Origin of the sequence: Levilactobacillus cerevisiae, from assembly GCF_003946245.1 — a bacterium.
In the GTDB taxonomy this organism is placed as follows: domain Bacteria; phylum Bacillota; class Bacilli; order Lactobacillales; family Lactobacillaceae; genus Levilactobacillus; species Levilactobacillus cerevisiae.
Map to the genome: position 1 here is coordinate 13,803 of NZ_RHNN01000036.1, position 15,982 is coordinate 29,784.

A 15,982-nucleotide genomic window follows, 5' to 3' on the forward strand; every position below is an offset into this window, starting at 1 on the left:
ATACTGAGTGGCCGCGAGACAGTTTTTTGGCCAACTGGCGAAAGGAAGGTAGTCGATGGGCAACCGCAACGTGAATACGACCCTGCAAGGGGCCCTGATTCTCTCAGTAGCGGCGTTCATCGCGAAGCTACTGAGTGCTGTCTACCGGGTGCCCTTTCAAAACATGGTCGGCAACACCGGTTTCTACGTGTATCAACAGGTTTATCCACTCTACGGGATTGGCATGACCTTTGCCCTGAGTGGTCTACCCGTGTTTATTTCGAAATTAATTGCGGAGGCACCCGACTTGCCCACGCAACAGGCGGTCGCTCGCCAGGTTTACCACTGGGTGTGGGCGCTGGCATTAGTGATGTTCGGCGGCTTAATGCTGGGTGCGTCGGCGATTGCCCGGGGGATGGGCGATGTCCAACTAGCGCCATTGATTCAGATGGTGGCGTGGATGTTTCTCTTGATGCCGGAACTGTCGGTCGGCCGGGGCTACCACCAAGGCCGCTTTCAAATGCTGCCGACCGCGCGTTCCCAAGTAGTGGAGCAGCTGGTCCGCGTCGTGGTCATCTTGATTGCGGCTGGTTGGGCGACCACCCACGATTGGTCCGTCTACCGAATGGGGACTTGGGCCCTGAGTGGCGGGACGGTTGCGGCGGTGGCGGCACTTTTGGTCCTACCCCGTTGGCGGCAAAGAGACGTTTCCCCGGGTGGTCACCGCCGAATTCCCCATTTAGGCCGACGCTTGCTGATTGAGGGGGGCACGCTGTGTCTCCTGACGGCGATGATGGTCTTGCTCCAACTGATTGATTCATTTACCGTTAAGAACGGGTTGGTTGCGGGTGGTATGTCAGATTTAGCGGCCAAGAGCCTCAAGGGGGTCTACGATCGCGCCCAACCATTAGTTCAGCTCGGACTGGTCGTGGCGGTGGCGTTCGCGACGTCCTTGCTGCCGGCCCTGAGTGAAGCCGAGCACCAGCAGCATCCCAAAACGTTTAAGCGCCTGACTACCACCATGATGCGGATTGCGCTGGTGATTGCGTCGGCCGCGACGGCGGGGCTGATCAGCCTGATGCCGTGGATCGACCACCTGCTCTTTGGCAATACCGCCGGGGTGGGGATGCTGGGTGTCTACATGCTCAGTATCATTCTCGCCACGCTGATTCAGACCTACAATAGTGTGCTGCAAAGTCAAAACAGCTATCGGTTGACGGTGGTTGCGCTGATGGCCGGGCTGCTGGTTAAATGTATTGGCAATCACTGGGCCGTGGTTAACTTTGGCGCTGGTGGTGCCAGTTGGCTGACGGTGCTGAGTCTGGCGGCGATGTTTGCGGTCATTTGGTACGGGTCAGCGGTCGAGCTGCGGTTGGGCATCTGGAGTCGTGATTTCATCCGCAAACTGGCCGGTTGTACCATCCTCATGGTGGCCGGCGTGCGGGTCACGGTGGTCCTCATGGATTACTGGTGGCCGGTATTTACAGCGGGGCGGTTGGCCGCGGGTCTGGGCTTACTGATTGCGATTCCAGTGGGGGTCGCGATTTTCTTCAGTCTGGCCTTGAGCTGGCAACTATTAACCGTGCGGGAGTGGCTGGCCATTCCCCACGCAGAAACAGTGTTAAGATTGTGGCAAAAACTAAGTCAACATGGAGGAAAATAACATGCGATTAGATAAATATTTGAAAGTTTCACGGATCATCAAGCGGCGTTCGGTTGCTAAAGAAATTGCGGACAAGGGCCGGATCGAAATCAACGGTAAGGTTGCCAAGTCCTCAACGGAAGTCGCCCCCAAGGATGAACTGGTCATCAAGTTTGGGAACAAGACGTTGACGGTCCAAGTTGACGAATTGTTAGAGACCACCAAGAAGGACGATGCGGAACGGATGTACACCATCGTTAAGGAAGAGTACGCCCAAGATTTCCGCCAAGAATAGACTGAGCTTCTGGATCTTCGGTCGTCATTTGACAAACGGGTCAGCGAAATCAGTTTGGCCGGTGACCTGCCAGACAGTGACCCGGCTAACGGGGGCCCTGAGCCGTGAAAACGGGCAATTTTTAGCGGCGAATGTGACGAATGTTTTACAATGTGCTTAACTACCTAGACGGATAAATCGAAACTTGCTATACTCAAGTTAAACTATCTGGTGAAAACTTGAGGAGTGAGTGGCATGGCGGACGCGAAGCCCACGGCAAAGATTAAACGGCTAGACAATGACTATACGCGAAAATTAAATCAGCAGCAGGCGGACCAACAACACCATACCCGGTGGTTGGGCCACCGGCGCGTGCGACGCGCAACGCGGATTCTCGTGGTGTTTGCTGTTTTTGCGGTCATTTTGGGTGTTCAGTTAATTCGGACCCATGCCAGTCTGCACACGGTCAATCAGCAGGTCGCCACGAGCGAACAGCGACTGACGAAGACCCAGGCCAAGAGTGCCGACCTCAAGTTAGAGATTAAGCAATTGAATGATAAGGACTACTTGGGGCAATTGATTCGCTCCAAGTACTACTATTCTAAAAACGGCGAGACGATTTACAGTCTTCCTGGCGATCACGCTAGCGACGTCACCGCTAAATAAACATGAAAAAATCCGACGGTTCGGCGTTAACGAACCGTCGGATTTTTTTAGGTTCTGATCTAAAGATTGAAAGCGCAAAAGTACCACTGAGGTTAGTCTGTTTGTGTAATGTCATCCCTAGTATTGGGCCTTCCAGTGGGAACCTTTTATTCGCCATATTTGGTTAATAGGTGCTGTTAACTTCCTAGCTCATTCAGTTGTTCCAGGGTTGTATCTGAACCGACAAGCTTTTGTTGGATTTTTCCATCCTTATAATGCTCAATAGTAGGTGTGAACTGTATGCCGCTGGTGCTAACTACGGAATTAAATAGGCTTGTACCCGCATCAGTGTCAAAGTTGAATTGGTCGATGTTCACGTAGTAAACCTGATGATTTCCTTCTGCCAGGTATTGCTTCATCGTTGGAGAAAATTCACGACAGTAGGGACATTCCTTGAAGCCGAAGAAAACGATGAAATCGGCGGAGTTATCGCTGGCCTTGCTTAGAAATTCCTGACCCGTCATTTGGGTGACACCACTAATATTTTCCTCGTATTGCTCTTCGCTCACTGGTGCAGGTTCTGTAGTGCTAGTATCAGCGAATGCTTGTGAATTGAAGAAAAAGGCGCCGCCAATCATTAAAGATAGTGCTGTTAAAATAATATTCTTTAATGTTTTCATTAGATTTCCCCCTCATTAGGATTAGGTACTAATTCTGAAACGGTGGCTTCAAGCCTGACGTTAGTTTCAAAATCAACATTATTTTAATGCTTAACTCAAGACTTGGGGCTTAAAACGGTCAATAACGTCATCGTTATTTTGGATTACTAATCAACCTGTCGACTATTTGGTTGCGTTGATGTCGTGTTAGACTCTGACATATATAAGTGGAAAAGCGGGGGTTAACATGATAAAACGATGTTACGTTTCTCAAATTGATGAAACTGATTGCGGACCAGCCTGTCTAGCAATGATATTGAAATTTTACAAATCTACAGTTTCAATATCCTCAATCAGAAATTATTCACAAACAGATGAAAGTGGCACGACAGCTTTGGGACTGATTAAGGCAGCTAGTCAATTTCAAATTGATACACAAGCTGTTCAAATTGATAAGGATTACTTGCGGGCGAACAGGAAAAGTATCCAAGTACCATTTATTGCCCATCTGAATAGAAGCAAGGGCCTGTTGCACTACGTGGTTGTTCTGGCACTCAAAAAAAATGATTTAATCATCGCTGATCCCAACCCAATGAAGAGGGTCTCTAAAATCACGTATGAGCAATTTCAGGGTGAGTGGACGGGTATTGCACTCTTAATGAAGCCTAGTACCGACTATCGCATAATAAAAGAGGATAAGGACCATCTCTGGCGTGTTGGCAGGTATCTGTTGCAACATAAGTTTCTGGTCCTTACCATTTCACTTACGGCGATATCTTGTACGTTGATTGTTATTTTTGGGGCTTACTTTCTACAACAAATTGTTGACGTATATGTCCCCCATAAAGAATTAAATACGTTGAATATTATCTCAATGGGGTTACTGGTGTTATATGTATTTTATGGGATATTTACTTTTGTGAACTTAGCATTATCCGCATTACTTGGGAAGTTATTAGCTAAAGATGTTGCTCTAGGGTATATAGACCATTTATTACATTTACCGCTCAAATTTTTCAGCACACGGAAGAATGGGGAACTGATTTCAAGATTTTTTGACGCAAATAATATTATCAGCGTCTTGGCTGTAACATCGATCTCAACAATTTTGAATATAGGTACAGTCATTGCTATTGGAATAGCGCTTCTTGGTGTTAGCCCCAAGCTGTCGCTCATTCCAGTGGTGATTGTTCCGATATATTTACTCATTGCGGTTACTTTCTTCGGGCGTTTTGACCAGTTGAACAAAAAGAGAATGGAGCAAAATGCGCTATTAAGTTCTGAGATGATTGAAGATATTCGTGGTATCGAGTCAATAAAGGCGGCGGTAATTGAAGATTCACGAAGTTCACACGCTCAAAAAAATTATAAGGACTTACTGGCCACGGGCTTCAAGTATGGCGAAACGTTGGCTCTTCAGTCGGCTTTAAAAAATGTCAGTCAACTAATTATTGCCATGTGTGTTCTTTTCGTCGGAGCCAAAATGGTTATATCTGGTGGCCTGAAGATTGGTCAATTGGTCGCATTTAATTCGCTGCTAGGCTATTTCATGAATCCAATTGGAGAAATAATTGGGATTCAAAATAATTTGCAGACGGCGAAGGTTGCCAACGCCCGATTAAATCAAGTCCTGTTTGCATCAACTGAGAAAATGGATGATGGGGACAGAACTTTTCTACCTAGCCAGTTTCATACAATTCAACTCGATAAAGTGTCATTCCAATATAAGTATGGTCAGGAGGTTTTACATGAAATTGAGCTAACTGTTAATCGTGGGGACTCAATTGCGATAGTTGGTCCCAGCGGATCCGGTAAGTCCACATTGGCCAAAACGATGGTGAACTTTTATTCGCCGTCGAGTGGAACAATACGCATTAACGGGCACCCTGCAGGCGAATATAGCAAAGCAACATTAAGAAAGGGTATCTCATACTTGCCACAAACGCCTTACATATTTGCTGGAACGGTTATCGAAAATATTGCGTTAGGTGCGGATGGTAAAGATATTCAGTTAGATGAAATTATGGAGGCGGCCAGGATTGCCGATATTGATTCAGATATTCGCAAACTTCCGAGCGGTTATCACACAAATTTAACGGAAAACGCGGGACTATCAGAAGGACAATTACAAAGAATTGCCATTGCTCGTCTCGTCATAAACAAGGCCCCAGTCATGATTTTGGATGAATCTACCAGTAATTTGGATTTGGAAACTGAAAGAACGGTCACTAAAAACTTGATTGGCTTAACAGACAAAACCCTTATATTTATTGCCCATCGTTTGGAGATTGCTCAAGAGGTTCAACGAGTTTTGGTCATGAGTGGCGGAAGAATTATAGAATCGGGTACTCATGAACAGTTGATCAATGTTCAAGGTGCGTATACTGACCTTTGTAAAGGACATCACTGAGTAGGGAAATTTCCCGAACATTCTATAGCAAAAATAGCGTCTAACCTTGCCGAATGGGACCAAGTATTTATAATGGATTTAATTCAAGAGAAAGGTGAGTTTCAACAATCTTGAATGGTCATAAAATCAAGGGAGATAGGTATTATGCACGAATTGAATGACGTGGATTTAATTAAGATTGCTGGCGGTCTTGATGATCCAAGTGGTGAATGGGAAGATGGAGAAATTGGTTATGATATCGGCTGTACTTTGGCCAACATTGCTGCCGAAATGCGCCACCACCACGACATTTGTGACGGCTAATAAGAAAGATAAAGAGGCCGTCCTTATATTTATTTTTAAAAAGACTCTCAGTAATGAGAACATTCAAAATATTTGCGCAAAATATTTTTTGTTTGATTCTCAAGAATTTACGTGACCTAGTCACTATCAAGAAGTAAGCAACGATAAATTAATGCCGATTCCTAAATCGGCCACTACCTGTAGTTATCTATGTAGTGGCCGACTTTTATTTCGAATAGCGGTAAGTACCTAATACCCACCCGTACCGAGGCAAAATAAAGAAGATGGCGTCCTCGCTTTTTTGAAGATGCCATCTTCTTTATTTTACCTTGATACGGTCGGTTACTAGTCTTGGTATCATAGACAAAATAGGATTCTCACCTTCGACGACAGTTACGGCGGCTTAGAGAATCCTATTTGTGGTGTTATGGCAAAAAGGTGGTGATCAAATTTATTTGACCATAAATCAGAACGCACCACCGCCAGATCCGCCACCAAAACCACCAGACCCACCACCAAAGCCACCAGACCCACCACCAAAGCCACCTCCACCTGAGAAGCCACCTGAACGGCCACTAGCTGACGATGCAAATGAAGAGCTATCTGCCGTTTGGATTGAATTGCCTAAACTACGGCTTATGGTATTGGCTAATGGTTGGCCCAAAGAGACCGCGTAGTAGATAGGATAAAAATCGACCATAGTTGTACGAATTGTCTCGCGTCCGAAATCAAAGGAAAGTTGTTCAGTAACTTGTTTAGATAGACCGAACGCTGCTGCGTAAGGAAGAATTTTCTCCCATAGAACGAGATCCCCAATTTTGGCTGTGTTAAAGTGACCAATATCCTTGAGCATTCGTTGAAAACCTTGGACTTCATTGGCAAGTTGTAAACCATGCTTATTATATCTTTGCACATTCTTATGCCTGAATACATACCCCCAGACTGCGGATAATAATAAGATACTTACAGCGATGGCGCAGATTAATTCGGTATGTCCAATCACAAAGGCAAAAACGAGCCAAAAGGCGGTCAAAACAGTTATAGAAATCGCAAACCACCACATCCGTTGACGATAGAGGATATTTGCGCTGTTCTGGTACGCCATCACTGATGAGATAATCTGATCCTGCCACTTTTGGAACCAGTCGCCCACGTGTCCCTTCTTGTCATTTTCGGAAAAATCTTCGAGATCCGTCAGAGTAAAGCTATTATTTTGGTTACCTAATGTGGCAAAGCACTGCTGCAGAAAGGCGTTATCAGCGGGCTTTACTTGAGTAAATCTGACTACTTCATTGTGATCCTGGTCTAGTTGATCTGTTGTTATTGTAATTTCATGACGGCCAGCAGCAGCCATAATGTCACCGGTTAAAGCATCAGAATTAGGGGCGCGAAAATCTAAAAGTGCTTCTGACTGTGCTGGAGAAATGTCAGGAACCTCAAAGAAATGATTTAACGGGATGGGGTTAGGATTATGGCTGGAAGGATGTCGTTTTAGCCACCACCAAGAGATGATGGTCGACGCAATTATGAGAAGAAGTAACCCCCAATACCCGATTAGTTGGCGCAACCTTAGCTTTGCACGTTGTTCATTTGCCGTGGCAGCCAACTTTGCTTCTTGCTGTTGTGCTGCCTTCTTGCGTAGCTGGTTACTGCGATTTTGATTTAACGAAGTAACCTGTTTTGGAAAAAGGAGATGGCTTTCAACAAAGCTATTGGCCGGATTGTTGGCTACTTTCATTATTATCCGTCCGGCGCCTGGGTTGACATAAGTGTACCCAGATAAGGGGCCATGTGTCCATGCTTGTAAGCCCTTAATGTTCCTTTCAGGTAATTGAATGGTTAATTTGACATTATTAAGTGGCACTTCCCAAGCTTTACCAATCATTTTCCAGTTTAATTCGGCCGTATCGCGATAGTTTTTTACAACGCCACGTAAGTGAAACCGATAGATAACCTTTAGTTGGTCATCAACATTTACCGGTCGGTACAGTTTCACTTTGATTCGTTGTTTTGTCTGACTGACTAAATACGTACCTATGTTCTTTGTCTTTGAGGCACGTGCTGTAACAAGGCGACCTTTATTCAGCTGATAGCTTACAGAGGTTGAAGATCCACCTTGAATACCGCGAATGTCTTGGATATTATAGGCACCATAATAGTCGGCCTCAAAGTGGTAAGTCATAGTTTCTGTTACATTGGCATCCCCATTTTTCAAAATTTTAGCATTTATCTGAAAGGGAGAAATTGTGTAATTATCTGCAGCTTTAGCCGTCACAGGGCTTAAAATGCCACTCCAAAAGATTGATAAAAGAATAAGTCCCCACGTTGCCCAACGTTTATTCATGGCTCTCCCCCCATTCTTATTATTCAGGGTCAGTCTAGCATATCGGCGATTAGGATGGTTGATGGAGACAATTTTGAGGAGAGTTGGATGAATACAGTTTATTAACCTCACACCTGAAATATAAAATTCGCCCCTAAATTCTGACAAGTAAAATTGGCCATAATAATTAGGCAACATCTGTTTAGGCGTGAGTGAGCCAAAATTAGGCTCAGCCCGCCTATTTTGTGCTACCGAAATACGTGTTAGATGGTTGCTTTCGAGCATTAATCGCTTTCTACCACACTTGTCCTGACCACGGCGGCCCAGCCTAAATTCACAGAACGGTAAGCTGGCAAGTTTAGCCAGTGACCTTAAATGATTTTTGCGGTCGACTAGTTAGTCCAGAAGTTAATCTAACGGGCTTTACCCGCATTTGAAAAAGTTGGTCAAGGGACTTTATTTTTTTTTAGGAACGTGTGGGAATGACGAGAATTGTGTTATACTGAAAGCACTTATTTTAAGGAGGAACTTCTTGTTTATGGCAATTGAGGTTGGAGCTAAAGTTACCGGAAAGGTCTCCGGAATTACGAACTTTGGTGCATTTGTTGATTTAGGTGACCACAAGACCGGGCTGGTGCACATTAGTGAAATTTCTGACGGGTACGTGAAGGATATTCATGACGTCTTATCCGTTGGTGACGAAGTAACGGTTAAAGTATTAACCGTGGGTAACGACGGTAAGATTGGTTTGTCGATTCGTAAAGCGACGGACCACCCAGAGTCAGAACGGCCACATCACAGCCACAGCAGTGAACATCATGATAACCATCACGACAACAATCGTGGCGGTAGTCGTGATTTCCATGGCAATGGTGGCAATCATAGTGGTGAAGACCACGGTCACGGTCGGAAATTTGAAAATAATGGTTCCCGTCCCCATCACAGTTCAGCGAATGGCCGGTTTTCGAGCCATCATGCGCCTAAAGAAGAAAACTTTGACGACTTGATGTCAGGATTCTTGAAGCAAAGTGAGGATCGTCTGGCAACCATTAAACGTAACACCGAGGGCAAACGTGGCGGTCGTGGTGGCCGGCGCAGTTAATTCACCTTTGAACAGGACCGCATTCGTGCGGCCCTTTTTCGTCACAATCGGAAATTGGAGGCGGCAATGTGACGCTCGAAATGGCATTTCACCAGCATTTTCAGGAACAGGGGTGGGCCAATCCGCAACAACGGGGATTGGTCGCCGTTTCCGCTGGGGTCGATTCAATGGTCCTATTGAGCCTCTTATTGAGCTTGCCGGTGGCCCAACGCCCCCAACTAGCCGTGGTGCACGTGAATCATCAGTTACGGCAGCAGAGCACGGCGGAGGCAGCGTTTCTCAAGCAATGGTGTCAAGCTCACGACGTGCCGTTCACCCAGGATATTTGGCCAATTGATCAGCACCCAGAACACGGAACGGAAGCAGCGGCCCGGGACTTTCGGTACGAGTTCTTCGCGCAACAGCTACAACTGCAATCCGCGGACTGGGTGGCAACGGCACATCAGGCCGACGAGCAGGCGGAAACGATTCTGTTGAAGCTGATTCGTGGTGGCCAATTGGCTCAGTTAACGGGCATGGCATCCCAGCGACCGTTGGCGACGGGGCAGGTGATTCATCCCCTGCTGCCGTTTACCAAGGCCCAGTTGATTGCCTACGCCCGGGAGCATGCGATTCCCTGGTATGAGGATGCCAGTAATCAGGCGCTGATTGCCAGTCGCAACCGTGTGCGGCACGAGTTATTGCCAGCCCTGCAACGGGAAAATCCGCAGGTCGGACAACATTTACGGGACTATGCGAACCAGTTGGCGGCCACGTTGGCCGTAGCGGATCGCGCGCTGGATACGCAATTGACTGCGATTGTCAGTCAATGGACGCCACTGACCGGGGAATCTGACCGATTATTGCGCCGGCCGGCTAGTGAGCAAACGCTCTTGTTAGCACGACTAATCAAACGAGTGGCCCCGGGAGAATCAACCCGGGAATCCCTGATTCAGCAGTGCCTGGACTTGTTAGCCAATGACCAACGGCCCACTGGTCGAGTCGATTTTGGGCAAGGTTGGGTATTCTGTAAAAGCTATACGACGTTTCAATTTTTACAACCGAAAAAATTCGAGGAAAAATCCGTGGAACATTTTAGTTTTATGGTAGACTTAAACCAATGGCGGTCAGTTGGTAACGGCTGGCAACTCGGCTTCTTGCCGGCAAGTCATCTCCAGAAACAATCTCCGCACAACACGGTTGCCCTGACGTTAACGCAATTACCGTTAACGGTGCGTTCGTGGCAACCGACTGATCGTTTACGACTCGCGACGGGTCACCATCAATCGGTTCGCCGGGTGTTGATCAATGCGAAGGTTCCCCAAGAGCAACGGCCGAAACAAGCGGTTTTGGTCACAGCGACTGGGGAAGTTCTGGCGGTGCTTGGCGTCAAGTGGTCGGTCTGGCCACCACGACCGCACACAAAAAACTATCACATAGTCTGGAAACGCGAATAGGCGAAAGGGGAACAGCATGAATAACGATATTTTGAAGGTCTTATATAGTGAGGAAGACATCGCCGCAGCTTGTAAACGGCTGGGAACACAACTCTCCGAGGATTACAAAGACAAGACGCCCTTGATTATCTGTGTGTTGAAGGGGGCCATCTTGTTCATGACCGACGTTATCCGCGACATGGACATTTATGCCACCATTGATTTCATCGATGTTTCCAGTTACAACGGGGGCACGGCATCCTCTGGGACTATCCGGCTCTTGAAGGATTTGGATACCGATGTGAGTGGTCGCGACATTTTGTTAGTTGAAGATATCATCGATACTGGCCGAACGCTGAAGTACTTGGAAGACCTTTTGCAAGATCGTCACGCGAAGTCCATCAAGGTTTGCACGCTGATGGACAAGCCTAGTGGCCGGGTGGTGGAAGCTAAGGCTGATTACGTTGGTTTTAACGTCCCTAGCGAGTTCGTTGTCGGCTACGGTTTGGACTACGAAGAAAAGTATCGTAACCTTCCGTACGTTGGTGTTTTGAAGCCATCCGTTTACTCAGATAAATAATTAGTCAATGATAGTCAATTGTGATAACATCTAACTTAGTCAAAGGGCAATCGCCCTAAATTTCGTTCCTATCTAAATGCTGGGAACTGTGAGTAAGGAGGCACGACATGAATAATCGACGAAATGGGCTGTTTCGTAATAGTCTATTTTACATTGTGATCTTCTTGTTGGTCATTGGTGTTGTTTACCTGTTCAACGGGAACAACAGCAGCTCACAATCCCAAGAAATCCAATCGAGTCAGTTCGTTAAAGATTTAAATGCGAACAAGATCAAGAATTTCTCCATTCAACCTTCCGGGGGAGTTTACAAGATTACCGGTGAGTATCGGAACGCGCAAAAGCGGACAACCAATACGGGCTTTAGTCTTGGCGGTTCGCAAAGTACCGCTGTGACCACGTTCACCACGCAGGTCTTAACGAATAACTCGACGGTTTCCGAGATTGACAAGACCGCCAAGAATCATAATGTCAAGGTCAACACCAAAGCAGAAGAGTCGAGTGGCTTCTGGATTAACTTGTTAGTCTACGTAGCGCCACTAGTTATTTTCTTCTTCTTCTTCTACATGATGATGGGTCAAGCCGGCCAAGGTGGCGGCAACGGCCGAGTCATGAACTTTGGTAAAAGTAAGGCCAAGCCAGCCGATAGCAAAGAGAACAAGGTTCGCTTCGCTGACGTTGCTGGTGAGGAAGAGGAGAAACAAGAACTGGTCGAAGTTGTCGAGTTCTTGAAGAATCCGCGTAAGTTTGTGGCATTAGGTGCCCGGATCCCATCTGGGGTCTTACTAGAGGGCCCGCCTGGTACTGGTAAAACGTTGCTGGCGAAGGCCGTTGCTGGTGAAGCTGCGGTACCATTCTTCTCGATTTCTGGTTCAGATTTCGTGGAAATGTTCGTTGGTGTCGGGGCCAGTCGTGTCCGGGATCTGTTTGATCAGGCCAAGAAGGCCGCTCCTTCCATCATCTTCATTGATGAAATTGATGCGGTTGGTCGTCAACGGGGTGCCGGCATGGGCGGTGGCCACGATGAACGTGAACAAACGTTGAACCAATTGCTGGTTGAAATGGACGGGTTTACTGGTAGTGAAGGCGTCATTGTGATGGCCGCTACCAACCGTTCGGACGTGCTGGATCCCGCTTTACTGCGGCCAGGTCGTTTTGACCGGAAGATCTTAGTTGGTCGTCCAGACGTTAAGGGTCGTGAAGCGATTCTTAAAGTTCACGCCAAGAACAAGCCGTTAGCTAACGACGTTGATTTGAAGGAAATTTCTAAGCAAACCCCTGGATTCGTCGGGGCCGACTTGGAAAACCTCTTGAATGAAGCTGCCTTATTGGCGGCACGGCGGAACAAGACTCAGATCGATGCTTCTGACTTAGATGAAGCTGAGGACCGGGTTATCGCTGGGCCTGCTAAGAAGGACCGGGTCATTAGTCCTGAGGAACGCAAGACGGTTGCCTACCATGAAGCTGGGCATACCATCGTTGGGTTAGTCTTAAATGACGCCCGTGTCGTTCACAAGGTGACGATTGTCCCTCGTGGTCGTGCCGGCGGGTATGCAATTATGCTCCCACGGGAAGACCAAATGCTGATGTCCAAGAAGGATGCCATGGAACAAATTGCCGGCTTAATGGGTGGGCGGACTGCTGAAGAGTTAATCTTCCATTCCGAATCATCCGGGGCCTCCAATGACTTTGAACAGGCAACGCAAATTGCCCGTTCCATGGTCACCCAATATGGGATGAGTGACGCGGTAGGGACTGTTGCACTGGAAAGTGCTGGCGGCCAACCATTCGCTGGTGCTGGCTACCCTGGCCAACCAACGTACTCTGAACATACGGCTAGTTTGATTGACACCGAAGTTCGTCGGATCATCGGGGAAGCGCACGATACTGCCCGGAAGATTCTCGAGGAACATAAAGCAGAACACAAGATTATTGCGGATGCCTTGCTGAAATACGAAACGCTGGACGAAAAGCAAATTCTCAGCTTGTTTAACACTGGGAAGATGCCTGAAAAGGACAGCAACAACGAATTTCCAAGCGAAAAGGCCGCAACGTTTGAAGAATCTAAGCGCGAATTAGAACGGCGCGAAGCAGAACGTCAAGCTTCTACGGAAGCCAAGTTAGCTTCGTCCGCCGCAAGTAGTGAGTCTTCACAGGCTGACTCTGCAGCTAGTTCGGCAGCCGATGATCCTGACGACACCGACCATTCTGAATAATCACTGGAGAGCCGTGGCAATTGTCATGGCTCTTTTGCTGTCCAGTGGGCCGCGGGTTACTATTTGCAAATGGACAGGATTCTGGTAAGGTAGGGCATGATGAATTGAATGAAAGGACGTTTTAAACGAATGGCAGATTATTTAGTAAAAAGCTTAATTGATGATGGGATGTTCCGCGCTTACGTGGTTGATGCGACGGAGACGGTAGCGGAGGCGCAACAGCGGCACGATACCTGGAGTGCGGCGACGGCAGCCTTAGGACGGACGTTAATCGGGACCATGTTACTCTCAACCTCTCTATTGAAGGGGGAAGAGAACTTAACGGTCAAGGTAAATGGCCACGGCCCAGTCGGTGCTATCGTGGCGGATGGTAATGCTAATGGAACGGTGAAGGGCTACTTACAATATCCGCACATCAGTTTACCTTTAAACGAGAAGCACAAGATCGACGTTAAAAAAGCCGTGGGCGTTAACGGGATGCTGACGGTCACCAAGGATCAGGGACTGGGCCAACCTTACACGGGGCAAGTACCTTTGGTTTCGGGTGAATTAGGGGAAGACTTTACCTACTACTTGGCGAAGTCCGAACAGATTCCGAGTGCCGTGGGTGTGTCCGTCTTTGTCCAACCTAACAATACGGTGAAGGTTGCCGGCGGTTTCATGATTCAGACCATGCCTGGTGCTACGGACGAAGCCATTTCTCGGTTGGAAAAACGCCTGCAGGAAATGCCAATGGTGTCAGAACTTTTGTTAGATGGGCAAACACCAGAAGAAATTCTGCAACTGCTGTTCAAGGACGAGAAGATTAAGATTTTGCAGAAGATGCCCGTTAGCTTTAAGTGTGACTGCTCCAAGGACCGCTTTGCCAAGTCCCTGGCATCCATTCAGCCAGATGCGCTACAAGAAATGATTGATGAGGATCATGGCGCAGAGGCCGTTTGCCATTTCTGTGGCACAAAGTATGAGTTCTCTGAAGACGACTTGCGGACCATCTTAACGCAGGCTCAAGCCAAGTAGGCCGCAAGATGAGCTGGAAAATTGGTAACGTGGAAATCCCCAATCGGGTTGTGGTTGCGCCCATGGCAGGCGTGACCAATGTGGCCTTCCGTCAGATCTGTAAGGAATTTGGCGCCGGGCTGGTCGAATGTGAGATGATTTCGGGACAGGGCATTCACTATCAGAATCAGCGCACGCTGGACATGATGGCTGTGGACCCGCGGGAACATCCCATGAGCATTCAGATTTTTGGGGGTACCCAGGAGACGTTGGTGCAGGCAGCACAGTACGTTGACCAGCACACACCGGCAGATATTATCGACATTAACATGGGGTGTCCCGTGAACAAGGTCGTGAATACGGATGCCGGGGCCAAATGGCTGCTGGACCCCCAAAAGGTGCATGACATGGTGGCCGCAGTCGTTGCAGCAGTTAAGAAGCCAGTGACGGTTAAGATGCGGACCGGTTGGGATGATCGTCACGTCTATGCGGTGGAAAATGCGCTAGCGGCCGAGAGCGCAGGTGCTTCCGCGGTGGCCATGCACGGCCGCACCCGTAAGCAGATGTATCAAGGCCATGCGGATTGGGAAATCTTGGCGCAAGTGGCGAGCCAGCTGTCGATACCCTTCATGGGAAATGGTGATGTGCGAACTCCTCAGGATGCCAAGCGGATGCTGGATGAAGTGGGAGTCGATGCGGTCATGATTGGTCGGGCAGTTGAGGGCAATCCCTGGTTACTGCGGCGCGTGGCACATTACCTGGCGACGGGGGACCTTTTGCCGGAGCCCACAGCGGATGAAAAGGTAGCCATTGCGAAGGAGCACCTGCATAAGTTGTGTGTGGCCAAGGGACCAGAAGCGGGACCGCGTGATTTTCGCAATCAGGTGGCTTACTATTTGAAGGGTATCCCGCATGCAGCTCGGACGAAGGTTGCCTTAACGGATGCAGTGGACGAGACGGTCATGATTATTATTTTGGATCAGTTCTTGGCTAAGCTTGCGTTAAGGGACCAGCGAACGCCGGTCCAACGCTTTACAAATGAAGGTTAGTAGTGAGGTGAAATCAATCGATTTCACCTTTTTTGATTTTTTTAGGAAATCCCCTTGACCCAAGTGAGGATAATTGATAAGATATTACCTGTTGCTGATTTGAGACGAGTAATGCATAAATAATAGATTGTTGAATAGTTAATCATCATTTGAGATTTATGCTTGACGCTTTGAACCGTAACTGATACAATGATTTATGTTGTCATAAAGACGAATGGCAGATTTCTTCAATAAAATGAATGTTGAATAAATATTCAAGAAGTTGAAAAAAGATGTTGACACGTTTTAACCGACATGATATACTTTAAAAGTTGTCACGGAGCATTTGCTTCTCTGATAACTTGGTAGACCTTTGAAAACTGAACATTGTTTCGACAAACCAAATATGTGTAGGGCGGTTTGATACTTGGTAT

The 15,982-nt window shown here is 47.6% G+C and carries 13 protein-coding genes; 11 read left to right on the forward strand and 2 right to left on the reverse strand.

What is annotated here, in order from left to right; genetic code table 11:
- Positions 1-55: 55 nt before the first annotated feature.
- The 3 genes from EKM99_RS13945 (at position 56) to EKM99_RS13955 (ending at position 2,561) form a co-directional block, all read left to right on the forward strand.
- The gene (locus tag EKM99_RS13945) at positions 56-1,642 is read left to right on the forward strand and encodes a polysaccharide biosynthesis protein (RefSeq protein WP_125584006.1); all 1,587 of its coding nucleotides are present in this window, start codon (positions 56-58) and stop codon (positions 1,640-1,642) included.
- Position 1,643: 1 nt separating this feature from the next.
- Positions 1,644-1,916, forward strand: a complete 273-nt coding sequence (locus EKM99_RS13950) for an RNA-binding S4 domain-containing protein (protein WP_125584007.1) — start codon at positions 1,644-1,646, stop codon at positions 1,914-1,916.
- A 234-nt stretch (positions 1,917-2,150) separates the two neighbouring features.
- Positions 2,151-2,561, forward strand: coding sequence for an FtsB family cell division protein (locus EKM99_RS13955; protein WP_125584008.1), 411 nt, complete (start codon positions 2,151-2,153; stop codon positions 2,559-2,561).
- Between the two features lie 176 nt (positions 2,562-2,737).
- Here the strand turns inward: EKM99_RS13955 and EKM99_RS13960 are convergent, their stop codons facing one another.
- Positions 2,738-3,220 (reverse strand): PedC/BrcD family bacteriocin maturation disulfide isomerase, encoded by a 483-nt coding sequence (locus tag EKM99_RS13960; protein ID WP_125584009.1) that lies wholly within the window; start codon positions 3,218-3,220, stop codon positions 2,738-2,740.
- A gap of 226 nt (positions 3,221-3,446) precedes the next feature.
- Here EKM99_RS13960 and EKM99_RS13965 point away from each other — a divergent pair, with 226 nt between their 5' ends.
- Both EKM99_RS13965 and EKM99_RS13970 read left to right on the forward strand, forming a co-directional pair.
- On the forward strand, positions 3,447-5,609 hold the full coding sequence (locus EKM99_RS13965) for a peptide cleavage/export ABC transporter (protein ID WP_125584010.1): 2,163 nt from the start codon (positions 3,447-3,449) through the stop codon (positions 5,607-5,609).
- Positions 5,610-5,753: 144 nt separating this feature from the next.
- Entirely contained in the window at positions 5,754-5,912 is a 159-nt protein-coding gene (locus EKM99_RS13970) for a bacteriocin-type signal sequence (protein WP_125584011.1), read from the forward strand.
- Between the two features lie 445 nt (positions 5,913-6,357).
- Here EKM99_RS13970 and EKM99_RS13975 read toward each other — a convergent pair whose 3' ends face one another.
- On the reverse strand, positions 6,358-8,235 hold the full coding sequence (locus EKM99_RS13975) for a DUF2207 domain-containing protein (RefSeq protein WP_125584012.1): 1,878 nt from the start codon (positions 8,233-8,235) through the stop codon (positions 6,358-6,360).
- 517 nt (positions 8,236-8,752) lie between these two features.
- Here EKM99_RS13975 and EKM99_RS13980 point away from each other — a divergent pair.
- The 6 genes from EKM99_RS13980 (at position 8,753) to dusB (ending at position 15,569) form a co-directional block, all read left to right on the forward strand.
- Positions 8,753-9,316, forward strand: coding sequence for a S1 domain-containing RNA-binding protein (locus EKM99_RS13980; RefSeq protein WP_125584013.1), 564 nt, complete (start codon positions 8,753-8,755; stop codon positions 9,314-9,316).
- A 68-nt stretch (positions 9,317-9,384) separates the two neighbouring features.
- A complete protein-coding gene (tilS, locus tag EKM99_RS13985) occupies positions 9,385-10,752 on the forward strand; it encodes a tRNA lysidine(34) synthetase TilS (RefSeq protein WP_125584014.1) in 1,368 nt (455 codons plus the stop codon).
- Between the two features lie 16 nt (positions 10,753-10,768).
- A complete protein-coding gene (hpt, locus tag EKM99_RS13990; protein ID WP_125584015.1) occupies positions 10,769-11,311 on the forward strand; it encodes a hypoxanthine phosphoribosyltransferase in 543 nt (180 codons plus the stop codon).
- A 107-nt stretch (positions 11,312-11,418) separates the two neighbouring features.
- A complete protein-coding gene (ftsH, locus tag EKM99_RS13995; protein ID WP_125584016.1) occupies positions 11,419-13,524 on the forward strand; it encodes an ATP-dependent zinc metalloprotease FtsH in 2,106 nt (701 codons plus the stop codon).
- A gap of 129 nt (positions 13,525-13,653) precedes the next feature.
- Positions 13,654-14,541: an Hsp33 family molecular chaperone HslO gene (hslO, locus tag EKM99_RS14000; protein ID WP_125584017.1), complete on the forward strand. Its 888-nt coding sequence runs from the start codon at positions 13,654-13,656 to the stop codon at positions 14,539-14,541.
- Positions 14,542-14,549: 8 nt separating this feature from the next.
- Positions 14,550-15,569, forward strand: a complete 1,020-nt coding sequence (gene dusB / locus EKM99_RS14005; RefSeq protein ID WP_125584018.1) for a tRNA dihydrouridine synthase DusB — start codon at positions 14,550-14,552, stop codon at positions 15,567-15,569.
- The last annotated feature ends 413 nt before the right edge of the window (positions 15,570-15,982 follow it).